At 70.7% G+C, this 24,846-nt stretch carries 24 protein-coding genes and 1 tRNA gene; 14 read left to right on the forward strand and 11 right to left on the reverse strand.

Translation table 11 applies throughout. From position 1 onward, the window contains the following. Nucleotide 1: 1 nt before the first annotated feature. Together JMJ55_RS16195 and JMJ55_RS16200 are read right to left on the reverse strand one after the other, a co-directional pair. Entirely contained in the window at nt 2-490 is a 489-nt protein-coding gene (locus JMJ55_RS16195) for a tripartite tricarboxylate transporter TctB family protein (protein ID WP_202826619.1), read from the reverse strand. A gap of 20 nt (nt 491-510) precedes the next feature. Then, nucleotides 511-1,509, reverse strand: coding sequence for a Bug family tripartite tricarboxylate transporter substrate binding protein (locus tag JMJ55_RS16200; protein WP_202826620.1), 999 nt, complete (start codon nt 1,507-1,509; stop codon nt 511-513). Between the two features lie 173 nt (nt 1,510-1,682). On the opposite strand from JMJ55_RS16200, the gene JMJ55_RS16205 reads away from it, so the two are divergent. From JMJ55_RS16205 to JMJ55_RS16225, 5 genes are all read left to right on the forward strand, one after another. Next, complete coding sequence (locus JMJ55_RS16205; protein ID WP_202826621.1) at nt 1,683-3,200, forward strand: acyl--CoA ligase; 1,518 nt, start codon at nt 1,683-1,685, stop codon at nt 3,198-3,200. Then, a complete protein-coding gene (locus JMJ55_RS16210) occupies nt 3,197-4,174 on the forward strand; it encodes a 2-dehydropantoate 2-reductase (protein WP_202826622.1) in 978 nt (325 codons plus the stop codon). The genes JMJ55_RS16205 and JMJ55_RS16210 overlap by 4 nt, the downstream gene beginning before the upstream one ends. Nucleotides 4,175-4,259: 85 nt before the next feature. Then, on the forward strand, nt 4,260-4,838 hold the full coding sequence (locus JMJ55_RS16215) for a hypothetical protein (protein ID WP_202826623.1): 579 nt from the start codon (nt 4,260-4,262) through the stop codon (nt 4,836-4,838). A 41-nt stretch (nt 4,839-4,879) separates the two neighbouring features. After that, nucleotides 4,880-5,440, forward strand: coding sequence for a hypothetical protein (locus tag JMJ55_RS16220; protein ID WP_202826624.1), 561 nt, complete (start codon nt 4,880-4,882; stop codon nt 5,438-5,440). Nucleotides 5,441-5,466: 26 nt separating this feature from the next. Continuing rightward, the gene (locus tag JMJ55_RS16225) at nt 5,467-6,069 is read left to right on the forward strand and encodes a hypothetical protein (protein ID WP_202826625.1); all 603 of its coding nucleotides are present in this window, start codon (nt 5,467-5,469) and stop codon (nt 6,067-6,069) included. Nucleotides 6,070-6,098: 29 nt separating this feature from the next. Here the strand turns inward: JMJ55_RS16225 and JMJ55_RS16230 are convergent, their stop codons facing one another. Further along, nucleotides 6,099-7,913, reverse strand: coding sequence for a PHA/PHB synthase family protein (locus JMJ55_RS16230; RefSeq protein WP_202826626.1), 1,815 nt, complete (start codon nt 7,911-7,913; stop codon nt 6,099-6,101). Between the two features lie 110 nt (nt 7,914-8,023). Here JMJ55_RS16230 and JMJ55_RS16235 point away from each other — a divergent pair, with 110 nt between their 5' ends. The 6 genes from JMJ55_RS16235 (at nt 8,024) to JMJ55_RS16260 (ending at nt 14,233) form a co-directional block, all read left to right on the forward strand. Then, nucleotides 8,024-8,557, forward strand: a complete 534-nt coding sequence (locus tag JMJ55_RS16235) for a hypothetical protein (protein ID WP_202826627.1) — start codon at nt 8,024-8,026, stop codon at nt 8,555-8,557. Between the two features lie 94 nt (nt 8,558-8,651). Further along, nucleotides 8,652-9,872 (forward strand): LL-diaminopimelate aminotransferase, encoded by a 1,221-nt coding sequence (locus tag JMJ55_RS16240; RefSeq protein WP_202826628.1) that lies wholly within the window; start codon nt 8,652-8,654, stop codon nt 9,870-9,872. Continuing rightward, nucleotides 9,869-11,161 (forward strand): homoserine dehydrogenase, encoded by a 1,293-nt coding sequence (locus JMJ55_RS16245; protein WP_202826629.1) that lies wholly within the window; start codon nt 9,869-9,871, stop codon nt 11,159-11,161. The genes JMJ55_RS16240 and JMJ55_RS16245 overlap by 4 nt, the downstream gene beginning before the upstream one ends. A 12-nt stretch (nt 11,162-11,173) precedes the next feature. Further along, the gene (glpX, locus tag JMJ55_RS16250) at nt 11,174-12,163 is read left to right on the forward strand and encodes a class II fructose-bisphosphatase (RefSeq protein ID WP_202826630.1); all 990 of its coding nucleotides are present in this window, start codon (nt 11,174-11,176) and stop codon (nt 12,161-12,163) included. 3 nt (nt 12,164-12,166) lie between these two features. Then, complete coding sequence (gene recJ / locus JMJ55_RS16255) at nt 12,167-13,936, forward strand: single-stranded-DNA-specific exonuclease RecJ (RefSeq protein WP_202826631.1); 1,770 nt, start codon at nt 12,167-12,169, stop codon at nt 13,934-13,936. 57 nt (nt 13,937-13,993) lie between these two features. Further along, on the forward strand, nt 13,994-14,233 hold the full coding sequence (locus tag JMJ55_RS16260) for a hypothetical protein (protein WP_202826632.1): 240 nt from the start codon (nt 13,994-13,996) through the stop codon (nt 14,231-14,233). Between the two features lie 6 nt (nt 14,234-14,239). On the opposite strand, the gene JMJ55_RS16265 is transcribed toward JMJ55_RS16260, so the two are convergent. Further along, entirely contained in the window at nt 14,240-14,848 is a 609-nt protein-coding gene (locus JMJ55_RS16265) for a YcbK family protein (protein WP_202826633.1), read from the reverse strand. Between the two features lie 261 nt (nt 14,849-15,109). Here JMJ55_RS16265 and JMJ55_RS16270 point away from each other — a divergent pair. Continuing rightward, nucleotides 15,110-15,185: transfer RNA gene (locus tag JMJ55_RS16270), tRNA-Glu, on the forward strand. 406 nt (nt 15,186-15,591) lie between these two features. Here the strand turns inward: JMJ55_RS16270 and JMJ55_RS31615 are convergent. The 3 genes from JMJ55_RS31615 to JMJ55_RS16280 form a co-directional block, all read right to left on the reverse strand. Further along, a complete protein-coding gene (locus tag JMJ55_RS31615) occupies nt 15,592-15,726 on the reverse strand; it encodes a hypothetical protein (RefSeq protein WP_268885323.1) in 135 nt (44 codons plus the stop codon). Between the two features lie 65 nt (nt 15,727-15,791). Continuing rightward, entirely contained in the window at nt 15,792-17,189 is a 1,398-nt protein-coding gene (locus JMJ55_RS16275) for a dipeptidase (protein WP_202826634.1), read from the reverse strand. 13 nt (nt 17,190-17,202) lie between these two features. Then, the gene (locus JMJ55_RS16280; protein WP_202826635.1) at nt 17,203-18,399 is read right to left on the reverse strand and encodes an MFS transporter; all 1,197 of its coding nucleotides are present in this window, start codon (nt 18,397-18,399) and stop codon (nt 17,203-17,205) included. 108 nt (nt 18,400-18,507) lie between these two features. Between JMJ55_RS16280 and JMJ55_RS16285 the strand changes: the two genes are divergently transcribed. Next, nucleotides 18,508-19,350 carry an alpha/beta fold hydrolase gene (locus JMJ55_RS16285; protein ID WP_202826636.1) on the forward strand — a complete coding sequence of 281 codons (843 nt, stop codon included), beginning with the start codon at nt 18,508-18,510 and terminating at the stop codon, nt 19,348-19,350. On the opposite strand, the gene JMJ55_RS16290 is transcribed toward JMJ55_RS16285, so the two are convergent. The 4 genes from JMJ55_RS16290 to JMJ55_RS16305 are packed head-to-tail and all read right to left on the reverse strand — an operon-like array spanning nt 19,347 to nt 22,816. Beyond that, nucleotides 19,347-20,048, reverse strand: a complete 702-nt coding sequence (locus JMJ55_RS16290; protein ID WP_202826637.1) for an endonuclease/exonuclease/phosphatase family protein — start codon at nt 20,046-20,048, stop codon at nt 19,347-19,349. The two genes, JMJ55_RS16285 and JMJ55_RS16290, sit on opposite strands and share 4 nt — an antisense overlap. Nucleotides 20,049-20,055: 7 nt before the next feature. Then, on the reverse strand, nt 20,056-20,640 hold the full coding sequence (locus JMJ55_RS16295) for a hypothetical protein (protein WP_202826638.1): 585 nt from the start codon (nt 20,638-20,640) through the stop codon (nt 20,056-20,058). Between the two features lie 53 nt (nt 20,641-20,693). Further along, on the reverse strand, nt 20,694-22,511 hold the full coding sequence (locus JMJ55_RS16300) for an ABC-F family ATP-binding cassette domain-containing protein (protein WP_202826734.1): 1,818 nt from the start codon (nt 22,509-22,511) through the stop codon (nt 20,694-20,696). A 32-nt stretch (nt 22,512-22,543) separates the two neighbouring features. Next, a complete protein-coding gene (locus tag JMJ55_RS16305) occupies nt 22,544-22,816 on the reverse strand; it encodes a type II toxin-antitoxin system Phd/YefM family antitoxin (RefSeq protein WP_202826639.1) in 273 nt (90 codons plus the stop codon). Between the two features lie 223 nt (nt 22,817-23,039). Here JMJ55_RS16305 and JMJ55_RS16310 point away from each other — a divergent pair, with 223 nt between their 5' ends. Beyond that, a complete protein-coding gene (locus tag JMJ55_RS16310) occupies nt 23,040-24,788 on the forward strand; it encodes a ShlB/FhaC/HecB family hemolysin secretion/activation protein (RefSeq protein WP_202826640.1) in 1,749 nt (582 codons plus the stop codon). The last annotated feature ends 58 nt before the right edge of the window (nt 24,789-24,846 follow it).

Consider the following 24,846-nt stretch of genomic DNA (forward strand, 5'->3'; position numbering starts at 1 on the left):
TTCAGTATCCCAGCGCGGTCTCGAGCGGTCCCTTGGGGAGCTGCACGAGGAACCAGATCTCGAAGACGAGGAAGCAGGTGACGGCGACGCCGAGGCCGGCCGCCGCCGACCGCGCCCGGCCGAAGCCACCCAGCCGGTGCATGAACCAGGCGACCAGCGTGGCGGAGGCGACGTAGATCCCGGTGAAGGGAATCGCCGCGACGTAGAGTGCCGTCGGCACCAGCACCGAGGCCACGAGCCGCAGCTGCCCCCAGCTGGCAAAGAGGCCGCTCTCCGCCCGGGTGCGCACCGCCTGCACCAGCGTCCCCGCGCTCGCCGCGACGAGGATCAGCCCGATCCAGAAGGGGAAGGTGCCGGATTGCGGCCCATCCGCCCCCCAGCCGGTGCCGATCCTGAGGCTGTCCCCGATCGCCGCCAGGCCCGCCAGCGCGAAGGCCAGCGCCGTGCCGGCCTCCACCATGCTCATGCGGAGCCCCCGCATACTGTCCATCGACGCTCCGCGCTCGGGGCTCATGCCAGGAACCCCGCTTCCTGCATCAGCGTCCGGTGCCGCGCCTCCTCCTTCGTCAGCCAGGCGCGGAAGGCATCGCCTGTCATGCTCGTGGTGTTGAAGGCGCCCTGCTGCATCAGCTCGCGCCAGTCCGGCGTCTCGCGCACGCGCTCGAGCAGCCCCTCGTAGAAGGCGAGCTGCGCCGGCTGGACGCCTGCCGGCATGAAGATGCCGCGTAGCATCAGGTACTCCACGTCGAGGCCGGATTCCTTCGCGGTCGGGATGTCGGACCACGCCATCGTCTCCGTCATCTTCTCGGTATTGGCGAGCCGCTGGCTGTCGAAGACGCAGAGCGGGCGGAGCGGGCCGGAGCGCCAATGCGTCACCGCCTCGATCGGGTTGTTGACGGTGGCATCGACATGCTTGCCGACGAGCTGCACCGCCACCTCGCCGCCGCCGCGATAGGGCACATAGGTGAGGGTCGCCCCCGTCGCCTTGCCGATGGCGACGCCGATGATCTGGTCCTCCTGCTTCGACCCCGTCCCGCCGAGCTTGAGGCGCTCCCGCTTCGCCGCCTCGATGAACTCCGCGGCCGTCTTCCAGGGCGACTCCGCATTCACCCAGAGCACGAACTCGTCGAGCGCCAGCATGGCGACCGGCGTGAGGTCCTGCCAGTTGAACGGCACGCCGGTCGCCATCGGCGTGGTGAAGAGGTTGGAGAGGGTGATGACGATCATATGCGGGTTGCCCCGCGCGCCCTTGGCCTCGAGGAAGCCCTCCGCCCCCGCGCCACCGGCCTTGTTCACGACGACCATCGGCTGGCGCATCAGCTTGTGCTTGGAGACGATGCCCTGGATCACCCGCGCCATCTGGTCGGCGCCGCCGCCCGTGCCGGCGGGGACGATGAACTGCACCGGCCGCGTCGGTTCCCAGGCCCTCTGGGCCAGTGTGGGGGAGGCGAGGGCGGCCGCACCGGCCCCGAGCAGCAGCGAACGACGGGAGCATCCAGCAGGTGGCATTCTCGTTTCCCTGGCAAAGCGTTGCGGTCCTGGAACCGCGTCAGGACCCCTGGGTTGCGGCGGAAATTGAGGTAAATCAACGAAAAGCGTGTAAAGCGCCGCCACGGCCCCACTTGCCCGCCGCCCGCCGCTGATGCAGAGAAAGGCCCGAAGTCGCCGGAGGAAGCACCCCCATGCCCGCCATCAGCACCCTCGCCGAACTCCTCGCGGCCGGGGCCGCCGACCGGCCCGCCATCCGCGCCCCGGAGCGCCCGCCGCTGAGCTATGCCGGCCTCCGTGCCCTGGCGGAGCGGACGCTGGCCAGCCTCAACGGCATGGGCATCGGCCGCGGCGACCGCGTGGCGATCGTCCTGCCGAACGGCCCCGAGATGGCCGCCGCCTTCGTCGCCATCGCCGGCGCCGCCACCACCGCGCCGCTGAATCCTGCCTACAAGGACGAGGAATTCGAGTTCTACCTGACGGACCTCAAGGCCAAGGCCCTCGTCGTGCAGAAGGGGATGGAGACGCCCGCCCGCGCGGTGGCCGCGCGTCTCTCCGTCCCGGTGCTGGAACTCGTCCCCGGGGAGGCGGCCGGCGAGTTCACCTTGGCCGGCGGCAGCGCCGCGGCCGCCGCACAGCCCGGCCCCGCCGCGGTCGATGACGTGGCGCTGGTGCTGCACACCTCCGGCACCACCGCGCGGCCGAAGATCGTGCCGCTGACGCACACCAACGTCACCGCCTCGGCCGGCAGCATCGCCCGCACGCTGGAGCTGACGCCGGAGGATGCCTGCCTCAACGTCATGCCGCTCTTCCACATCCACGGGCTGATCGCGGCGACGCTCTCCTCGCTCGCCGCCGGCGCCTCCGTCATCTGCACGCCGGGCTTCAACGCGCTGCGCTTCTTCGGCTGGCTCGATGCCGAGCGCCCGACCTGGTACACGGCGGTGCCGACCATGCACCAGGCGATCCTGCAGCGCGCCGAGCGCAATAAGGAGATCATCGCCCGCGCCCCGCTGCGCTTCCTCCGCTCCTCCTCCGCCTCGCTGCCGGCCCAGGCGATGCGGGACCTCGCCACCGCCTTCAGCGCGCCGGTCGTCGAGGCCTATGGCATGACTGAGGCCAGCCACCAGATGTGCAGCAACCCGCTGCCGCCGCGGGCGCAGAAGCCCGGCCTGGTCGGCCTGCCGGCGGGGCCCGAGGTCGCCATCATGGCCGATGACGGCAGCATCCTGCCGCAGGGCGAGATCGGCGAGGTCGTCATCCGCGGCCCCAACGTCACCAAGGGCTATGAGGCCAACCCGGAGGCCAATGCCAAGGCCTTCACCAATGGCTGGTTCCGCACCGGCGACCAGGGCATGCTCGACGAGGATGGCTACCTGATGCTCACCGGCCGCCTGAAGGAGCTGATCAAGCGCGGCGGCGAGCAGGTCAGCCCGCTCGAGGTGGACGGCATCCTCTCCGAACACCCGGCGGTCGCCCAGGCGCTCACCTTCTCCATCCCGCACCCGATGCTCGGCGAGGAGGTCGGCGCCGCCGTCGTACTCCGCGAGGGGATGGAGTGCAGCGAGCGCGAGCTGCGCGACTTCGCGGCGAAGCACCTCGCCGACTTCAAGGTGCCGCGCAAGGTCGTCTTCCTCCCGGAGATCCCGAAGGGCGCGACAGGCAAGCTGATGCGCATCGGCCTCGCCGAGAAGCTGGGCATCACCGCATGAAGATCTGCATCTACGGCGCCGGCGCCATCGGTGGGCTGATGGCCGCGAAGCTCGCTGCCAAGGGCGAGACCGAGGTCACGGTCATCGCCCGCGGCCCGCATCTCGCCGCCATGCAGGCGAATGGATTGAAGCTGATCAGCGACGGGCAGGAGAGCATCACCCGCCCGCGCTGCGTCGCGACCGCCGAGGAGGCGGGGCCGCAGGACTACGTGCTGATCACGCTGAAGGCGCATTCGCTGCCCGGCGTCGCGCAGCAGATGCAGCCGCTGCTCGGGCCGGAGACCACCATCGTCTCCGCCGTCAACGGCATTCCCTGGTGGTATTTCTACAAGCTCCCCGGCCCCTATGAGGACCGCCGCGTCGCCAGCGTCGATCCCGACGGCGCGCTGTGGGAGGCGCTGCACCCCTCGCGCGTCCTCGGCTGCATCATCTACCCGGCGGCCGACGTGCCGGAGCCGGGCGTCGTCAACCACACCTATGGCGACCGCTTCAGCCTCGGCGAGCCGGATGGCAGCCGCTCGGAGCGGGCAGGGGCCTTGTCCGCCGCGCTGGTCGCGGCCGGCTTCAAGGCGCCCGTGCGGCCGAAGATCCGCGACGAGATCTGGGTGAAGCTCTGGGGCAACCTCGCCTTCAACCCGCTCTCGGCGCTGACCGGCGCGACGCTCGACGTCATCACCGGCGAGGGCGAGCTGCGCGCCGTCTGCCGCGCTATGATGCTGGAGGCGCAGGGGATCGCCGAGGCGCTCGGCGTGCGCTTCGCCATCGATGTGGACAAGCGCATCGCCGGCGGCGCCGAGGTCGGTGCGCACAAGACCTCCATGCTGCAGGACCTGGAGCGCGGCCGGCCGATGGAGATCGACGCGCTGCTCGGCGTCATTGTCGAGCTGGCTGAGCTGGTGGATCGCCCGGCGCCGACCTGCCGCACCGTGCTCGCCCTGCTCCGCACCCGCGCCCGCCTCGCGGGATGCTACTGAGGCAGGGCGCATTGCGCGGCGGTCATCCGGCCGCCAATTGTTTCGCCCGCCCGGCCGAGCCATATTGTGGCCGGGAGGTGACACCATGCGTGTTCTGCTGGTCCTCGGCCTGATCGCCCTTGCGCCGCTCGCAGGGTGCGGCCCGGCGCAACCCTATGCCTCCCTGCCGCAGGATGCAGTGACCGGCATCGGCGACCCGACCCGCGCGGCGGTGATCGGCAGCGCCTATGCCTTTGCCGGCCCGGGCAGCCTTTCCAACCAGCCGGATGCGGCGGCCCGCGCGGCGGCGCAGGTCGAATACCTCGCCACTGAGATTCCGACTGGCCCGCGCTGGGTGGATTTCAACCCGACCGTCGGACTGGAACTCCAGGCGGCGCGGCGGGAGTTGCGCGGCGCGCTCGGCATCGCTGGCGATGCGCCACCCCAGGCCGTGGTCGATGGGCTCTTCGCCGCCTCGCGCGCGCTCCGGCTCGGCAATGCGATGGCGGCCGAGCAGGCCTTGACCGGGCCCGCCTTCCCGGATGGGCGGGCGACGCTCGCCCGGCTGGCCAAGCTGCCGGACCTGCCACGCACCCGCAGCGCCACGGCACTGACCGAGCGCGAGCTCTATCGCGTCGAACAGGACAACCAGCTCTCGTCCGGGGGGGACGGGGCCAAGCTCTGACCGAAACACGCGTCCAAAGAACGCCCCCTGGGGGATCAACGATGTTCAAAGCTGCCCTGCCGCTCGCCGCCCTTTTGGCCTTCGGCGCCTGCACCCTGCCGCCGCCGGAGACCGCCAACCTGCCACCCGATGCGGTAGTCGGGGCTGGCGACCCGCTCCGCTCCGCCGTCGCCAATACCTCCGTTGCCTTCTCCAGCCCGGCGCTGCTGGCCGGCCGGCCGGTCCAGGCGGCGCAGGCCGTGGCGCAGATGGAATGGCTGGCGGTGGAGATGCCGACCAATCCGCGCCTCACCTTCGTCTCCCCCACCATTATCAGCCAGATGGTGGCGGCGCGGGCCGAATGGCGGGCCGCGCTCGGCATCCCGCCGGGCGCCGAGGCGCAGCCGGTGATCAACTCCCTCTATGCCGCGGCGCGCGCGCTCAGCTCCGGCCAGCCCGGCGCGGCCGAGGCGGCGCTACCATCCACGCTTTTCGCGCAAGGCGGGCAGGCGACCCTCATGCGCCTCGCCGCGATGCCGGTGCTGCCGCTGACCAATGTGGCGGCGGTCGGGGCGACCGACGCGATCCGGCAGCGGGATCCGGCTTCGGGGCGCCGGCTGTGATCCGCCGGGCCGGCCTGGCGATTCTGATGCTCGCCGGTTGCGCGGAGATGCGCCAGGCGCCGCCCCCGGCGGCGCCCCTCGACCTGGTGCAGAGCCGGGCTGATCCCAGCCGCGCCGCCATCGACGCCGCGGCCGCGGCCTTCGCCGATCGCGGTGCCGGGCTGACCGACCGCCCTGGGGAGGCGGCGCGGGCGGCGGCCCAGCTGGAATATGCGGTTGCGGCGCTGGGCCGCGAGACGCGCTATGCGCCGGTGCCGGATGGCATCCGGCGGGACATGCTGCTGGCGCGGACCGAGCTGCGCGATGCGCTGGGGGTGGCCGAGGACGCGCCACCGGAGCCGGTAATCCGCGGGCTGCTCGGCGCCGCGCGGGCCCTGCAAGCCGGGCGGCCGGCGCAAGCGGCGGCGGCGCTGCCGGCCCCGCTTTTCCGTCCGGGCGGGGAGCGGTCGGTAGCCCGGCTCGGCAATCTCGGCCCCCTGCCGCAGGCTGCCAATGCCACCGCGCTGGCGGCGCGGGAGGTGGCGCGGCTGGATGCGGAAAGCGGCTGGAATGGCAGCCGCCCCGGCGAGACTGGCGGGACGCAGATCACCACCTTCGGCCTCGGCGGCAATATGGGCGTCGGGTATTAGCCACCGCCGGTTTGAACGGAATTGGGGACCTAGTCGGTCCCCATCATTCGCACATAGCTGCCGGGCGCATCCTCGATCGCCGGCAGCGCGCCGGTTCCCGGGATGCGGGCCGGCACTTGGTCCTTCGCGCCCTTGTCCTGGCCTATCACCCAGCGCTGCCAGTCCGGCCACCAGGAACCGGCCAGCTCCGTTGCACCGCTGAACCACTCCTCGGGATCGGGTGGCAGGGTCTCATTGACCCAATGGCTGTATTTGCCGCTGCCCGGCGGGTTCACGATGCCGGCGATATGGCCGGAGGCAGCGAGGACGAAGCGCACCGGCCCGCCATAGATCTGCGTCGCCCGGTAGGTCGATTTCCAGGGCGCGATATGGTCCTCCCGCGTCGAGATCAGGTAGCTCGGCACCTTGATTTTGCGCAGGTCGATCTTGGCACCCAGCAGCTCGATCCCGCCCGGCTTCACCAGGTCGTTCGCCTGGTACATGCGGCGCAAGTAGAAGCTGTGCATGCGCGCCGGCATGCGGGTGCTGTCATCGTTCCAGTAGAGCAGGTCGAAGGGGAAGGGCTCCTGCCCCAGCAGGTAGTTGTTGACGACGAAGGACCAGATCAGGTCGTTCGCCCGCAGCATATTGAAGGTCGTCGCCATCTCGCGGCCTTCGAGGTAGCCGCGCTGCTGCATCTTCTCCTCGATGCCGCGGAGCTGCTCCTCGTCGATGAATACGCTGAGCTCACCGGCCTCCTCGAAATCGGTCATGGTGACGAAATAGGTGGCGGTCTTGATGCGGGTGTCGCGCTTGGCCGCCATATGCGCCAGCGTCGTCGCCAGCAGCGTCCCGCCCAGGCAATAGCCGATGGCATTCACCTGCCGCTCTCCGGTCGCCTGTTCGATCGCATCGAGGGCAGCATAGACGCCCTCCCGCATGTAGTCGTCGAAGCCCTTCTCGGCCAGGTGACCGTCCGGGTTCACCCAGGAGACGACGAAGACCGTATGGCCCTGATCGACCGCCCATTTGATGAAGGAATTCTTCGGCCGCAGGTCGAGGATGTAGAATTTGTTGATCCAGGGCGGGAAGATCACCAGCGGCCGCTTCAGCACCGTCTCGGTCGCGGGCGCATACTGGATCAGCTGCATCAGGTCGTTCTGGTAGACGACCTTGCCCGGCGTGACCGCAATATTCTCGCCGAATTGGAACTTACTGTCGTCGGTCATGCGGATGCGGAGCTGGCCGCGGCCCCGCTCCAGATCCGCCAGCAAGTGGGAGAGGCCCTTCAGCAGGTTCTCGCCGCCGGTCTCCGCCGTCTTCCGCAGCACCTCGGGATTGGTGAGGAGAAAGTTGGACGGGCTCAGGGCATCGACGAATTGCCGGGTATAGAAATCGACCTTCTGTGCCGATTTCTGGTCCAGACCTTCGACGCTGCCGACCACGGTCTGGAAGTAGCGGGCGCTCAGCAGGTAGGACTGCTTGATGAAGTCGAAGACCTCGTTCTCCCGCCAGGCCTCGTCCTTGAAGCGGCGGTCCTTCGGATCCTCGGCGATCACCGGCTGTGCCGTCTCGCCCAGCATCCGCCGGGCGGTGTTCTGCCAGAGCGTGAGGTAGTCCTGCCAGAAGCCGAGCTGCGCCTGGACCAGCCGGGCCGGATTGGCCATCAGCCGGGTCGTCATCTCGAGGAAGGCGCCACCGATATTCATCGGATCGGGGGATTGCCCACCCGATTCCTGCTGGCGCTTCAGGAAGTCGCTGACGATTCGCTGCCCGCGCTCCGCCACCTCCGACATGGTGCGGGTGACCAGTGCGGGGTCGGGCAACCGGAACGGAGCGGTTTCGGGCAATTTGTCGTCGGCCATGCCTCATGATTTAGCGCTCGCGGGTCGCCACTCCAACCCCGTCGGGGCGCTTGTCTCGCTTTCCCCTGCGGCCGTTCCGCGGTAACGCTGAATCGGCAGGAGGTAGCGGCATGCGGCGGCATCGATCGGGGGCGGTCTGGCTGTTGGCCTGGGTGCCTTTCGCCCTGGCCGGCTGCTCCGTCCCGAAGCAGGTCAATCCCATCGAGATCTACCGGACCGTCTCGGGCGAGGCCGATGCGGGCCGCCCGCCGCCGCCGGGGATGGACCGGCCACGGCCGAACCTGGCCAGCATCCCACCGCGGCCGGAACGCCCGCCGCCCGAGGTGCGGGATGCGATCTCCGCCGCCCTGGCCGCCTCCCGCGAGCAGTCGCGCACGCCGTTGCCGCCTCGGGCGGTGCCGGCGGGGCCTGTCGCCGCTTCGCCCGGCGATCCGCCCATCCCGGCCGCACCACCGCCCCGTCCCTCGCTGGCCGGGGCGCCGGCCGTGCCCTGGAGCGATGCGCCACGCCGCGCCGCCCCCGGATCGCCGGCTGGCCGCACGCAGCCGGAGCCCGAGGCGCCGCCGCCGCCTTCGATGCCGGATGCCGCCCCGGCCCCGCCGCCGCCCGACCTGCTGGGTCCGCCGCCGCTGCCGCGTCTCTGACCTCGCCGGGAACCTCGCAGCCGGGGGCGCAACCCGCTATAGGGGCAGACCGGGCGCCTCCTGACCCGGTGCAACCCCGATCGGACCCAAGTCGATGACCGAGGAATTCCACCGTATCCGCCGCCTGCCGCCCTATGTCTTCGCGGAAGTGAATGCCGCCAAGGCCCGGGCCCGTGCAGCCGCAGAGGACATCGTGGATCTCGGCATGGGCAATCCGGACAGCCCGACGCCGCCGCATATCGTCGCCAAGCTGATCGAGGCGGTGCAGGACCCGCGCACCCATCGCTATTCCATGTCGAAGGGTATCCCCGGCCTTCGCAAGGCACTGGCCGGCTATTACGACCGGCGCTTCGGCGTGAAGCTCGACCCGGAGCGGGAGGTGGTGGCGACCCTCGGCAGCAAGGAGGGGCTGGCGAACCTGGCCCAGGCCATCAGCAGCCCGGGCGACACCATCCTCGTCCCCAACCCCTCCTACCCGATCCATCAGTTCGGCTTCATCATCGCCGGCGCCTCGGTCCGCAGCCTGCCCTGCACCCCGGATGACGAGATGCTCTCGGCGATCGACCGGGCAGTGCGGCATTCGGTGCCGAAGCCGACCGCGGTCATCGTCAATTTCCCCTCGAACCCCACCGCCCATCTCGCCACGATCGAGTTCTACCGGGAACTGGTGGCGCTCTGCCGGCGGCACGAGCTCTTCATCCTCAGCGACCTCGCCTATGCCGAGCTCTATTTCGGCACGACCCCGCCGCCCTCCGTGCTGGAAGTGCCGGGAGCGCGGGAGGTGACGGTCGAATTCACCTCGCTGTCCAAGACCTACAACATGCCTGGCTGGCGCATGGGCTTCGCGGCCGGCAACGAAAGGCTGATCGGCGCGCTGACGCGGGTGAAGTCCTACCTGGACTACGGCGCCTTCGCGCCGATCCAGATCGCCGCCGCCGCAGCCCTGAACGGACCGCAGGACACGGTGGCCGAGATGCGGACGCTTTACCGGGAGCGGCGTGACCTGCTGGTGAAGGGGCTGCGCCAGGCTGGGTGGGGGACGCCCTCGCCAGAGGGCTCGATGTTCCTCTGGGCGCCGATCCCGGAGAAATTCCGCCATCTCGGCAGTGTCGAATTCTCGAAGCTCCTGCTGGCGCGGGCCAAGGTCGCGGTCGCACCTGGCCTCGGCTTCGGCGAGCATGGCGATAGCCATGTCCGCATTGCCCTCGTCGAGAACAACCATCGCATCCGCCAGGCGCTGCGCGGCATCCGCGCCTTCCTGCAGGGCGACAATCTCGGCCCGGTCGAGGCCGAGAAGGAAAGCCTCCCCGCATGAGCAAGCCGCTCTCCATCGCGGTCGCCGGCCTCGGCACGGTCGGCACCGGCGTCCTGAAGCTCCTGGCGACCAATGCCGATCTGGTTGCCGCCCGGGCCGGGCGGCGGATCATCGTCGGCGCCGTCTCCGCCCGCAGCCGTAACCGGGACCGCGGCGTGCCGCTCGACGCTGTGCGCTGGTATGACGATCCGGTGGCGCTGGCCCAGGATCCAGGCACCGATGTGGTCGTCGAACTGATCGGCGGCAGCGAGGGCCCGGCCCGCGCCCTGGTCGAGGCGGCGCTCGCCGCCGGCAAGCCGGTGGTGACGGCCAACAAGGCGCTGCTCGCCATCCATGGCGCCGCGATCGCCGAACTGGCCGAGGCACGCGGCATCCCGCTCGCCTTCGAGGCGGCTGTGGCCGGCGGCATCCCCGCCATCAAGGGGCTGCGCGAGGGGCTGGCGGCCAACCGCATCCAGCGCGTCGCCGGCATCCTGAACGGCACCTGCAACTACATCCTGACCGTGATGCGGGAACAGGGCCGGGAATTCGCCGAGGTTCTCGCCGAGGCCCAGGCGCTCGGCTATGCCGAGGCCGATCCCTCCTTCGATATCGACGGCGTCGATGCGGCGCATAAGCTGGCGATCCTGGCCGCGCTGGCCTTCGGCCGGCCGGTGGATTTCGCCGCGGTGCATGTCGAGGGCATCCGCGCCGTCACCGCGCTCGACATCGCCCTGGCCGGGGAGCTCGGCTATCGGATCAAGCTGCTCGGCATCGCCAGCAGCACCGAGGCCGGCATCTCGGCCCGCGTGCATCCCTGCATGGTGCCGGTGGCGGCGCCGATCGCCCGGGTCGATGGCGTATTCAACGCCGTGGTGGCGGAAGGCGATTTCGTCGGCCGGGTGGTGCTGGAAGGCCGTGGCGCCGGGGCAGGGCCGACCGCCAGCGCCGTCGTCGCCGACCTCATCGACTTGGCCCGCGGCCGCCATACCCCGGTCTGGGGCGCGGCGAGCGGTGCGCTGGACAGCGCCCCGGCGGTGCCGATGGATCGGCATCGCGGTGCCTATTACCTGCGGCTGATGGTGCTGGACCGGCCCGGCGTCATTGCCGATGTCACCGGCATCCTCCGCGACGAGTCGATCAGCCTCGAAGCCATGCTGCAGCGTGGCCGGGCACCGGGCGAGGCGGTGCCGGTGGTGCTGACCACGCATGATTGCGAGGAGGCGGCCATGCGCAACGCGCTCTCGCGCATCGGTGCGCTGGACTCGGTGCTGGAAAAGCCGGCACTCATCCGCATCGAACCGATCTAAGGGAGAGACTCAATGGCAGACGCCGCCATCAGCAAGCTGGTCGACCGCAACCTGGCTCTGGAGCTGGTGCGGGTGACCGAGGCCGCCGCCATTGCCGCGGCCCGCTGGATCGGGCGTGGCGACAAGAACGCCGCCGACGGTGCCGCGGTCGATGCCATGCGCCGCGCCTTCGACAGCGTCGCCATCACGGGCACGGTCGTGATCGGCGAGGGCGAAATGGACGAAGCGCCGATGCTCTATATCGGCGAGAAGATCGGCCTGGGCGGGCCGGTGGTGGATATCGCGGTCGATCCGCTGGAAGGCACCAGCATCACTGCCAAGGGCGGGCCGAATGCCATGGCGACGCTCGCGCTGGCCGAGGAGGGCGGTTTCCTCCATGCCCCCGATGTCTACATGGACAAGATTGCGGTTGGACCCGGCCTGCCCGCTGGCATCGTCGATCTCGACGCCTCGGTCGAGGAGAACCTGCGCGAGCTGGCGCGGGCCAAGAAGTGCGAGTTGAGCGACCTGATGGTCTGCACCCTCGATCGCGACCGGCACAAGGCGATCATCAAGGCCTGCCGCGCGGTCGGTGCCCGCATCACCCTGATCCCGGATGGCGACGTCGCTGGCGTCATTGCCGTCAGCCAGCCGGAGGCGGGGATCGACATCTATCTCGGCTCCGGCGGCGCGCCGGAGGGGGTGCTGGCGGCGGCGGCGCTGCGCTGCATCGGCGGCCAGCTCCAGGGCCGGCTGCTGTTCGAGAATGAGGAACAGGCTGCGCGCGCCAAGGAAATGGGTGCGACCGATCCGAACCGTAAATACACCGTCGAGGACATGGCACGGGGCGAGGTGATGTTCGCCGCGACCGGCGTGACCACAGGGCCGATGCTGCGCGGGGTCCACCGCACCTATAGCGGGGCGATCACCCATTCCATGGTCATGCGCAGCAAGTCCGGCACGGTCCGCTATGTGGAAGGCCACCATAACTTTGAGCGCAAGCCGCTGGCCTTCCGCTCCTAGCCGATGGCCGATGCGATGCTCGGTGTCGGCAGGAGCCTGACCGGCCGGCGCTGGATCTGGCGTGAGGGCGAGGCGCGGCTGGGCCTCGCCATCGCCCAGCGCGCTGGCCTGCCCGAGCTGGTCGGGCGGCTGCTGGCTGCCCGCGGCGTGGCGCTGGAGGAGGTTGGCGACTTCCTCGAGCCGACGTTGCGCGCCATGCTGCCCGACCCGTCGCTGCTGATCGACATGGACAGCGCCGCGGCCCGGCTGGCCAGCGCGGTGCGCGAGGGCGAGACGGTTGCGGTCTTCGGCGATTACGATGTGGATGGCGCCTGTTCCGGGGCGCTGATGGTCCGCGCGCTTCGCCGCCTCGGCTGCGAGGTCACGCATTACGTGCCGGACCGGCTGAAGGAGGGCTATGGCCCCAACCCGGCCGCGATCCGTACCCTCTGTGAGCGCGGCGCCACGCTGATCGTCTGCGTCGATTGCGGCATCGCGGCGCATGAGGCGCTGGCCGCGGCGGAAGGCCGCGCCGATATCGTCGTGCTCGACCACCACAAGGCGGAGGGGCCGGTGCCGCGCGTGGCGGCAGCGGTCAATCCCAACCGGCTCGACTGCACCTCCGGCCTGCGGAATCTCTGCGCTGGGGCGGTGGCCTTCCTGGCCGTGGTGGCGCTGCACCGGACCCTGCGGCGGGCCGGGCATTTCACCCACATGGCGGAGCCCTCGCCGCTCGATCTGCTGGATCTGGTGGCGCTGGCGACGGTCTGCGACGTCATGCCGCTGACGGGCGTGAACCGGGCGCTGGTGACGCAGGGGCTGAAGGTGATGGCGAAGCGCGGCCATGCCGGAGTCGCGGCGCTGCTCGATGTCGGCCTGGTACGGGAAGGGCCGACGGCGCATTCGCTCGGCTTCGTGCTCGGCCCGCGCATCAATGCCGCCGGGCGGGTGGACGAGCCTGATCTCGGCATGCGCCTCCTCCTCTGCGACGACCCGGTCGAGGCCCGCGCCATGGCGGAGCGGCTGGATGCGGTGAACCGCCGCCGGCAGGAGGTGGAGGCCGAGGTGCTGGGCGCCGCTTTCGCCGCGGCCGAGGCGCAGGCGGCCGCCGGCCATGCGGTGCTGGTGGTGTCCGGCGAGGGCTGGCATCCCGGCGTCGTCGGCATCGTCGCCGGCCGGGTGAAGGAGAAATTCAATCGCCCGGCCTGCATCGCCGGGGTGGCGGGCGGGCTGGCCAAGGGGTCGGGCCGTTCCGTGCCGGGCGTGGATCTCGGCGCCGCCGTCATCGCCGCCCGGCAATCCGGGCTGCTGGAGACCGGCGGCGGGCATGCCATGGCCGCCGGTTTCAGCTACCGCATCGACCGCCAGGACGAACTGCACGCCTTCCTGAACGAACGCCTAGCCGCCGCGGGCGGCCTGCCCGGCGCCGCGGACCTGCTGATCGAAGGCAGCGTGGCCGTCGCCGCCGCCACCTCTGACCTGGCGCAGCAGGTTGAGCGGCTGGCGCCTTTCGGCCCAGGCAATGAGGAGCCGGTCTTCGCCCTGCCGCGCACCCGCGTGGTCCGCGCCGACCGGGTCGGCAAGGAGGGCAATACCATCCGCGCCTTCCTGGAAGGAGAGGCGGGTGGCCGTCTCAAGGCCATCTGCTTCCGCGCCAAGGAGGGGCCGCTGGCCGAGGCGCTGCTCGCCCGGCAGGGCGCGCCGCTGCATCTCTGCGGCCAGCTGCGGGCGGAGCGCTGGAACGACACGGTGAGCGCCTGCCTGCATGTGGTGGATGCGGCGCCGGCCGCATGAGGTGACGCAGCCGGAGGGCGTTTCGGGCGTTGATGTGGCAGCAACGAAGGACGCCCCATGCGACGCCTGATCCTTGCCGCCCTCTTCGGCCTCGGCCTGCTGGCCGGGGCAGCCGCCCCGGTCCGGGCCGAGACCGCCGGTCCCGTCGCCAGCCGGTCCAGCCTGCTGGAGCAGGTGCAGTATCGCCGCTACTACGCACCGCCCCGGCGCTATTATGGCCGGCGTTATGCGCCGCCGCCGCGGCGGTATTACGGCCGGCGCTATGCCCCGCCGCCGCGGCGCTATTACCGGCGGTAGGGCGGCTCAGCGGGTTCGCGTCGCCGCCCAGGCCTCGGCGATGCGGGCCAGGGGGTCTTCCGGCGCTGGCCGCGGTGCGGCGGCGCCGGCCGGGCCGCCCGGTACATCGCCCCAGCGGCGCACCGGGCCGCTATCGATATGGACGAAGCTCTTGCTGGCATAGGCGCCGACGCCGCCCCGGCGCAGGCCGAGCGCCGCCTCGGTGAAGCCCGGGAACTGGGCGGCAGCGACGCAGACATCGAGCGCGCTGGCGCGGAGATGCTGGCTGTTGCCGGCGCCGCAGACCGCGGCATTGGTCTCCGGCGTACGGAAGCCCGAGACGACCAGGAACTCACCGCGCCAGCGCATGCGCTGGCCTATCTCCCAGAGGATATCGATCACCGTCGGATCATAGGCATGCACGGTGCCGGTCCGGCTATCGGCCAGCACCTGCGACAACTCGGCCAGCGCGACGGGATCGACCGCTCGGCCGTCATGATAGGGGCCCCGGAACCGCGCGCCCGTTGCCGCATGCCGCAGGTCGAGGCGACGCGGCAGCGGTGGACGCTGAATCGTGGTGGCCTGGGCGGATGCGACCGGCGCGAGGGCGCCGATCAGGAGGGTTCGGCGATGCATGGCTTCGGCGTAGCGGCCTGCCGCACCCTGCGGAACCCAGCCTCGCGCGATCGCGTCAACGCTCCCGGAACTGCGATCAGAATATCAACTAAGACGATGGAAACATTATACAAATAATGGCTTATGGTTGGGGAGAGCGCCAGGCAGGGCGGCAATCGGGGGCGGCAGTCGGACACGCTGTGAATCGATGCAGGTGGCTAGACGCCCCGGCTTGGGCAGTGTAGTCAGCGCCCAACCCGCGCTGAGCCGCGGGCCCGATCTGTCCCCATCGTCTAGAGGCCTAGGACACCAGCCTTTCACGTTGGTAACACGGGTTCGAATCCCGTTGGGGACGCCAGCCGCGGCAAGGTGCAGCCTGCTGCATCATTCCGCGACGTTTGCCTGGAACTTGACCGGACCCACGACCTCGGGGGTCTACCCACAGCGGCGGCCGAGTCCAGGGACAATGCGACAGCGCGCGACTATGCGATCGGCCCACAGAGCCCCTATCGCGACTACCACCACTCGCTTCTGTCCGAACTGGCACGCAATGTCGAATGAGGCGGCGTGCTGGACCGGCTGATGCTCTGGGACGCGCCGCCGACCGCATCCTCGCCCTGCGCGAGACGGCGGCGAATCCGGCACGCTGCGTTAGATCGGGAAGGACTGAGCCGACCGCGAGTCTCGGCCGGCAATCCATGATCCTGCTCGCCGAGCAGGTGCTGCCGCGGGCCGAGCCTGCGACCCGCGGCTGAATCAGGCGGCTACTGGTAGCCGCCTTCCTTCGAACGCTCCTTCGCCGCCGCTTCCTGCGCGCCGGTATCGACGGGCGTCTTGCCCTCGGCATCCGGCTTCGGTGCCGGCTGCTTCGGCTGATCGGTCGCCTTGTCCTCGGCCATGGCCTTTCCTCCTGCTGGTCTGCAGGGGCAACCGGCGCCGCGGCCTTTGGTTCCTCTGGCCGGCCTCAGCCCCGCTTCGGGAAATCCGCCGGCGAGAGCTGGCCGAGCTCGGTCAGCAGCAGCGGCCAGGAGCGCAAGCCTTCCTCGAGCGAGGAGAGGCGGAAGAACTCGTTTGGCGCATGCGCATCCTCATCTGGCATGGCCAGGCCGAACATCAGGCTGTCGATGCCGAGGCTCTCCTGGAACAGGGTGGTGATCGGCACCGTGCCGCCGGCGCGGACCCGGACGGGGCGTTGGCCATGGACCCATTCCGTCACCCGCTCGGCCGCCAGCAGCAATGGATGCTGCGGGCCGAGGGTGAAGGCGCGGGTGCCGCCCGGGCGATAGTGGAATTCCAGCGCGACACCGGCTGGGCAGCGCGCCTCCAGATGCCGCCGCACCGCCGCCTGGGCCGCCGCCGGGTCCTGGCCCGGCACCAGGCGCATGGTCAGCTTCGCATGCGCCTCGCAGGGCAGCACGGTTTTGCCGCCGGCGCCGGTATAGCCGCCCCACATCCCGTTTACCTCGACGGTTGGGCGCACCGTCGTCCGCTCCCGCACGCTGTAGTCCGGATCGCCGAAGGGGGCGGCGCCGAGCGCGGCATACCAGGCGGCCTCGTCGAAGGGCAGGGCGGCGCTTTCGGCACGGATATCCTGGGTCACGTCCAAGGCGCCATCGAGGAAGCCCTCGACCAGAATGCGTCCCTGCTCGTCATGCATGGAGGCAATGAGCTTCGCCATCTCATGCAGGGCATTGCGCACCGCGCCGCCGACCCGGCCGGAATGTGCATCCTTCGCCGCGGTGCGGAGGCTGAACTGCAGCGCGGTGATGCCGCGGCAGCCGATGCTGACGGTGGGCGTGGTGGTGCTGCCCCGCCCGCCATCGGCCGAGAGCATGGCATCCGCCGTCAGCAGGTCGCGGTATTTCTCGATGATGGCGGGAAGGGACGGGCTGCCGACCTCCTCCTCGCCTTCGAGGAAGAATTTGACGTTCACCGGGCAGCCGCCCTCGACCGCGAGGAACGCGCCCACCGTCTCGACCGCGATGAGGGTCGAGCCCTTCACATCAGAGGCGCCGCGCGCATAGAGCCGGCCGTCGCGGATCGCCGGCTCGAAGGGCGGGGAGAGCCAGAGCTCCAGCGGGTCCGGCGGCTGGACGTCGTAATGGCCGTAGACGATGATGGTCGGCCGCCCCGGCGCTCCGGTCCAGGACGCATAGATGGCCGGCTGGCCGCCGCCCTCCAGCAGCTGGACATCCTGCAGGCCGAGCGCCCGCAGCCTCTCCATGAGGAATTCCCGCGCCGCCGCCATGCCCGCGGCATAGGCCGGATCGGTGCTGACCGAGGGCAGCCGCAGCAGGGATTGCAGCCGGTCGAGGATCGCCTCGCGCTGCGCCAGCAGGTGCTGGCCGACCTTCTCGCTCATCCTCGGAACTCCATCAGCGGCGCAATACCAGGCAGGAAAGCAGGATCATGCAAAGCCCCCCGCCCGCCATGGTGGGAATGGCGATGAAGGGGCCGAAGCGGTCCGCCAGCGCGCCGATCGTCAAGGCGCCGAGCGGCCCCATGCCGATGCAGGTGGTGACGAGGCCCAGCACGCGGGAGCGCGCCTCGGCCGGCGCCCGCGTCACCGGCAGGGCGGTCTGCAAGGCGGCGAAGAGCGCGGTTCCGATCCCGCCCAGCATGAGCACGGCTATAGCGAGGCCGAGCGAGGGCGCCGCCGCCACCGCCATCAGGCAGAGCATGAAGAAGCCGCCGCCCCCCAGCATCAGCCCGGGCGAGAGCGGCAGGCCGTGCCGCGTTGCCAGCACCAGCCCGGTCAGCAGCGCGCCGGCGGGCTCCGCCGCGGTCAGCATGCCGATCTGCACCGGCGTCGCCCCGAAGGCCCGGGCACCGAGCGCCGGCAGCACGCCAGTGAAGCAGAAGCCGAAGATGTTCATCGCCAGCGTGATCAGGATGACGGCTTGCAGCACCGGCATGCGCCGCACCAGCCGCACCCCGTCCGCGACATCGGCCAGGATCTGCCGCGTCCGAAGCCGCTTCGGCCGCTGCGCATGCCGCACCCCGGAGAGCAGGGTGAAGGTGACTGCATAGCAGCAGGCGGCGACCGCATAGGCCGCGGCGACCCCAACAGTCTCATAGAGCAGGCCGCCGAGCAGCGGCCCCGCCATGCGGGTGGTATTGGCGGTCAGGCTGTCGGTCGCCACGGCCGGCACTACATCCTGCTCGCCCGCCACCTCCGTCACCATCCGCCGGCGGGAGGCCATCTCGCCGGTCCAGACCAGGCCGCCGAGAAAGCTGGCGGCCGCAAAGTGCCAGACTGCGAGATGCCCGGTCGCGGCGAGCAGGGCGATGCAGCCGGCGCTGAGGCAGGTCGCCGCCTGGCCGGCCATGAGCAGCCGGCGCCGGTCCAGCGTCTCCGCCAGCGCCCCCGCCACGGCGCCAAACAGCAGCATGGGCAGCGACCGCATGAGCACGACGAGCGAGACGGCGAAGGCCGAGCCGGTGGCGGCGAAGGTGGCGATGCCGGCGACGAGGATCTCGACCCAGCGCATGGCATTGGCGATGCCGCCGACCGCCCAGAGGCGCAGGAAATCGGGGCTGGCGAAAAGCCGCCGCAGGGGGTGTTCCGGCATATCCATCCCAGGTTGCCGCCAGCCTCCCCCGGGCGCTGCGGCTTGTCGAGGGGGGCTGGCCGCGCCAGCGGGATGGGGTGCAGGATCGGGCCGAAGGAGGAACCGTTCATGCCCTATGCACCCGTCGAAGGCGCGCGCCTGTGGTATGAGGAGGCCGGCAGCGGCCATCCGATCCTGTTCATCCACGAATTCGCCGCCGACCACCGGGACTGGGAGGACCAGATGCGGTTCTTCTCCCGCGAATATCGCTGCATCGCCTATTCGGCGCGCGGCTATCCGCCTTCCGATGTGCCGTCCGACCCGAAGCTCTACGGGCAGGACTTCGCGGTGGCGGATGCGGCGGCGGTGCTGAGGCATCTCGGCATCCCGAAGGCACATATCGTCGGGCTGTCGATGGGGGGCTTTGCCAGCCTGCTCTTCGGCATCCGCCATCCGGAAATGGCTGTGTCGCTGGTCCCCGCCGGGGCCGGCTCCGGCTCCCCACGCTCGGAGCAGGCCCCCTTCCGCGCCGCCAGCCAGGCCCGCGGCGATGCGCTGATCCGCCAGGGCTGGCCGGGCGAGATTGCCGAGGAGACGGGCCATAGCCCGACCCGCATCCAGCTGAAGAAGAAGGACCCGCGCGGCTGGGCCGCCTACATGGCGCGGCTCTCCGAGCATTCCGGCCTCGGCACCGGCCTGACCATGAAGCATTACCAGGGTGAGCGCGATTCGATCTTCGACTGGGAGGCGGAGCTCCGCCGGATGGAGGTGCCAACCCTGCTCGCCGTGGGCGACGAGGACCGGCCCTGCATCGAGACGAATATCTGGCTGAAATCCGTCCTGCCGAATGCCGGGCTGTGGATGTGCCCGCGCACCGGCCATGCCATTAACCTCGAGGAACCGGCGGCCTTCAATGCGGCGTTGTCGGCCTTCTTCTCCACCGTGGAGCGGGGGCGCTGGCGCCTCGGCTAGGGCAGGCCAGCGCCCAACCGCGCCATCAGCGGCAGGTGGTCCGAGGCGCGGCGGGCCAGCGGCGTGTCATGGACCGTGACCGCCGCCACCAGCCCCGGTGGATAGGCCATGATCCGGTCGAGCGAGGCGACGGGATGCCAGGCCGGGAAGGTCGGCGCCCGTGGCGGCGTCCCGAAGACCGGTGCCAGCACGCCGAGCGCCGAGCCGCCCGGCCGCCATTCATTGAGGTCACCGAGCAGCAGCGTCGGCAGGTCGGGCCCCGCTGCCATCGCCTCCAGCAGCCGGTGCGCCTGGATGGCCCGGCGTTCCGGCCCGAGGCTGAGATGGGTGGCGATCACCCGGAAGGGGCCCCAGCCGCAATCCAGCTCTGCCAGCAGCGCCCCGCGCGGTTCCATCCCGCCAAGGCGCAGCGAGATCGGTTCCCGCAGCAGCCGGGCACCGCGTCGCACCAGCAGGACATTGCTGCGCCAGCCGGGCTCGCCCGGCCGGTCGGCGATCGGCAATGGCTCCAGCCCGAGATCGCGGCCGAGCGCCGGCATATCGAGCATGGGCTTGCCCCAGCGGCGATAATGCTGCGCCTCCTGCAAGGCGATGAGGTCGGGCGCGATCTCCGCGATCACCGCCTCAATCCGCGCCGGATGATAGCGCAGCCCGCCGGGGCCGCGGCCGCGATGGATGTTGTAGGTGGCAACGAGCATGCGGGGCCTAATCGGCCATCCCGCCGGCCGGGCGCGGCGCGCGCCAGCCCGCCACCAGCCCGGCGATGGCCGCGCCCCCGGTGGTCAGCGCCGCATCGGTCCAGGTATCCGTCCAGTCGCCGCTGAGCCCGGTCATGGCCTCGAACACCTCCCAGAGTGAGCCGAGGATGAGGCCGAAGCCGGCCGCCGCGGTCGCCAGCCGCCATGGGCGCCGTGCCGGCCCGCGCCATTCCAGCAGGGCGACGAAGATCGCGCCGGCAAAGATGCCATTCAGCAGATGCACCACTTCGTCGTAGGGGTTGGCGCCATAGAACCAGTTGAGCCCATAGCCAGGACTGACCAGCAGCGCCCCCAGCACGGGCAGCGCATCGAGTCCGCGCGGCAGGGCGCGGATCGGGGCCGGCAGCACCGGCATCCGCTCCCGCGGCGGCAGGACCAGACCGAGGCAGCCGATGAGGGAGGCCAGGGTGCCCTCGGCCGCACCACGCCGGTCGAGCATCCAGAACCAGGCGGCCACTCCGGCCAGGGCCAGCAACGCCAGCCAGGCGAAGGGCGATTGGCGTCGCCAATCCTCCCGTGTGAGCAAGGCCACGCCGCCTGTCCTCCTGATGCCGCTGCCGGTAACGCCTGGCGGTGGCTCCGGGATCAGGTGCTCTCGATCTCCTCACGCAGGAGCTCGAGCTCCAGCCATTCCTCCTCGGCGGCGGCCAGTTCGGCCTGCTTGGCGGACAGGGCGGCGTTGAAGCGCTCGAAGCGGGCGCGGTCGCGGGCATAGAGGCCGGGGGCGGCGAGCGCAGCCTGGATGGTGGCGATCTCGCCCTGCAGCGCCTCCATGCGGCCGGGAAGGCTCTGCAAGGCGTGCTGCTGCTTGAAGTTCAGCTTGCGCCGCTGGGCGGGCGGGGGCGCGGCCGGTGCGGCGGCAGGGCGGGGAGATGCTGCCCTGGCCTCGGGCGCCGCCTTCGCCTCCACCCCACGCCCGCGCTGGGCGACCATGTCGGTATAGCCGCCGGCATATTCCTGCCACCGCCCATCTCCCTCGGCGACGATCACGCTGGTGCAGACCCGGTCGAGGAAGTCGCGGTCATGGCTGACCACCAGCACGGTGCCCTGGTAGTCCGCCAGCAGCTCCTCCAGCAGGTCGAGCGTCTCGAGGTCGAGGTCGTTGGTCGGCTCGTCCAGCACCAGCAGGTTGGAGGGGCGGGCCAGCGCCCGGGCCAGCATCAGCCGCCCCCGCTCCCCGCCCGAGAGCACGCCGACCGCGGTGCGCGCCTGGTCCGGCTGGAACAGGAAGTCCTTCATATAGCCGACGACGTGCCGGGCCACGCCGCCGACATGGACCAGGTCCGATTTGTCGCCGGTCAGCGCCTCGGCCAGGCTGATCGCAGGGTCGAGGCTTTCCCGCCGCTGGTCGAGCGTGACCATCTGCAACCCGGTGCCGAGCCGGACCGTGCCGGAATCGGGCGCCAGCGCCCCGGTCATCATGTTCAGCAGGGTGGTCTTGCCGGCACCGTTCGGCCCGACGATGCCGATCCGGTCGCGCCGCAGCACGCGGGTGGAAAAGTCCCGCACCACCGGCGGCGCATCGCCATAAGCCTTGGTCACGCCGTCCAGCTGGACCACCAGCGTGCCGGAGCCATCGCCTTCGGAGGCTGCCATCCGCACCGTGCCGGTGGCCCGCAGCGCGTCGCGCCGGCGCTGGCGCAGCGCGGCCAATTCGCCGACGCGGCGCATGTTGCGCTTGCGCCGGGCGGTGACGCCGTAGCGCAGCCAATGCTCTTCCCGCACGATCTGCCGGTCGAGCTTGTGGCGGGCGGCTTCTTCCTCCTCCAGCACCTGGTCGCGCCAAGCTTCGAAGGCGGCGAAGCCCTGGTCCAGCCGGCGGGTGGTGCCGCGGTCGAGCCAGACCATGCTGCGCGACAGTGCTTCCAGGAAGCGGCGGTCATGGCTGATCAGCACCAGCGCGCCGCGAAAGGCGCCCAGCTCCCGCTCCAGCCAGGCGATGGCGGGCAGGTCGAGATGATTGGTCGGCTCATCGAGCAGCAGGATATCGGGGGAGGGGGCCAGGGCCCGGGCCAGCGCCGCCCGCCGCGCCTCGCCGCCCGAGAGCCGCGACGGCAGCTCCTCCCCGGTCAGGCCGAGCTCGCCGAGCAGCCAGCGGGCCCGGTAGGGATCGTCGCCCGGGCCGAGCCCGGCCTCGACATAGGCCAGCACCGTCGGCGCATCCCCGAAGGAGGGTTCCTGCGGCAGGTTGCGGAGCGTGGTCCCGGGCTGGAGGAAACGGGTGCCGCGCTCCGGCTCTATCTCGCCCGAGGCGACGCGCAGCAGCGTCGATTTGCCTGAGCCATTGCGCCCGACCAGGGCCAGCCGTTCGCCGGGACTGACCGAGAGCGTCGCGCCGGACAGCAGCGGGGTGGTGCCGAGGCCGAGATGAATGTCCTGGAGGAGCAGGAGCGGAGGTGCCATGGCCGGGGAGAGGCGCCAGGCCGCCGCCTTCGTCAAGCCTTCTCAGGCGGCTCCACATCCACCACCGGCGGCCGAGGGGCCGCACCCCAGAGCCGGCGATAGATATCGAGCGGCAGTAGGACGAAGGCCTCCCGCCCATGCCGCGTCAGCACCACTGGGCCCTGCAGCGCCTGGTCGATCATGGCCGGCACCGCCGTCTCGACCGGCGCGAGGTCCATGCGCGGCAGACCTTCCAGGCCGGGGGCAGGATCGCCCTGCTGCTCGGTCTCGATCGGGGCGTCCGGGTGATCCTGCCATCCTGCCATGGCCGGCATCCTCCGGGATTCGCCGCGGCAAGGCCAGCCCGACCGATGGGTGAAGCCGGCGGTCTCGCCCATCACGTTTCGGTTTTCAGACATTTCTCGGTACGCATATCGCGTAATGCGAAAGCGGACGCTTTTCAACCCATGGCTGCCAAAATCGCTTCTCGGTCGGTAACAAAGCGATTAAACTACCTGTGAGGTTACGACGTGGTGGGGGCGTCGCTGCATGCGCTTGTTTCGGGTCGCTTTCGGTGCGGCGGCCGCCCTTGTCGTCGCGGACGGCGCGCATGCCCAGGGAGCCGGCGCGGTGCGGGCCCCGCTCGAGCCGGCGCTGCGCAACCCGGTCGAGCTCAATGCCCCGGCGCCGCCGGTCCGCCTCCAGCCCAATGTCGAGGGTCCGCCGCTACAGGCCCAGACCGGCCCTGGTGCCGCAGCCGAGGTGCCGATCGGCGAGGTGCGGATCAGCGGCGCCAAGGCCCTGACGCCGAACCAGCTCGCCCCGGCGATTGCCGGCCTCGCCAATACCACCATCCCGCTGGCACGGTTGGAGGAGGCTCGTCTCAATATTCTTCGCGCCTATCGTGAAGCGGGCTATCCCTTCGCTTCGGTCAATGCCGGCCTAACCCGTCGCGGCACGGTCGCCGACCTCAACTTTGCCATCGTCGAGGGCTTCGTCGCCGAGGTGAAGCTGGAGGGCGACATCGGCCCTGCCGGCACCCAGGTGCTGCGTTTCCTGAACCGGCTGATCGGCCAGCGCCCGGTGAGCACTGCGGCGATCGAGCGGGCGCTGCTGCTGGCGCAGGACATCCCCGGCCTCACGGTGCGCGGCACGCTGCGGCCGCTGGCGACCGAGCCGGGCGCGCTGCAGCTCGTCGCCCAGGTCGAGCGCCGCTGGTACAGCGGCTACCTGAACGTCGATAACCGCGGCTACCGGCTGGTCGGGCCCTGGCAGGGGCTGCTGGTCGGCGGGCTGAACTCCTTCACCGAATTCGGCGAGCGCACGGAGCTCTCGCTGTTCGGCGCGCAGGACAGCACGCAGTGGTTCGCCCAAGGCTCGGTCGAGGCCTTCGTCGGCGGCTCCGGCCTGCGGGTCCGGCTCTATGCCGGCAGCGGGCAGACGCGACCCTCCGGCAGCCTCCGCGCGCTCGGCTATTACGGCGAGACGCAGGTGGGTGGCATCTCCGCCAACTACCCGATCATCCGCAGCCGGCCGGTCAACCTGTTTGCCGTCAGCAGCTTCGACGTCTTCGACGGCGTGGTGGAGACCGGCACCAGCGGCCGGGCGCGGGCCAGCCGCGACGCCATCCGCACCTTCCGCGTCGGCCTCGACGGGCAGCTGCTCGATAGCTGGATTCCCTTCCTGCCGGCGGCGACCAATCTCGGCAGCTTCCGCGTGGGCCAGGGCATCACCGGGCTCGGCGCGACGCGGAACGGCTATCCGCTCTCGGGACGCAGCGGGGCGGAGAATTTCGGCTTCACCAAGATCAATGGCGAAGTGCAGCGCACCCAGCCGCTCTTCTCCCCGGGCGAGGGGCAGATGATCAGCGTGCAGGGCCTGTTTGCCGGGCAGTGGACGGACGACATCCTGCCGCAGGCGGAGAAATTCTATCTCGGCGGCAATCGGCTGGGGCGCGGCTACTATGCCGGCCAGGTCACCGGCGACAAGGCCTGGGGCCTGGCGATCGAGCTGCAATACGACCTCGCCTTCGACCTGCCGACGACGCAGGAATTCGGCGCCGGCCGCGTCGCCGCGCAGTTCTACGCCTTCCGCGACATCGCCCGCGCTGTCGAGAACCGGCCGAACGACGCCAACCGGCGCCTCTCCTCCTGGGGCGGCGGCGTCCGCACCGTGGTGAACGACACCGTGCAGTTCGACCTCGAAGCCGTCTACCGCGAGGTCAAGCGCCCGGATGGCGCCGCAGCCGAATCGCTGCATGGCACGGTGGTGCTGTTCCGCACCCTGGTGAAGTTCTGATCGCGTGACTGCGTGGTGCCGCATTCCCGGCACCTGCCGGGTCTATGGAGACTGGGTC

Origin of the sequence: Belnapia mucosa, assembly GCF_016775475.1 — a bacterium.
Taxonomy (GTDB): Bacteria; Pseudomonadota; Alphaproteobacteria; order Acetobacterales; family Acetobacteraceae; genus Belnapia; species Belnapia mucosa.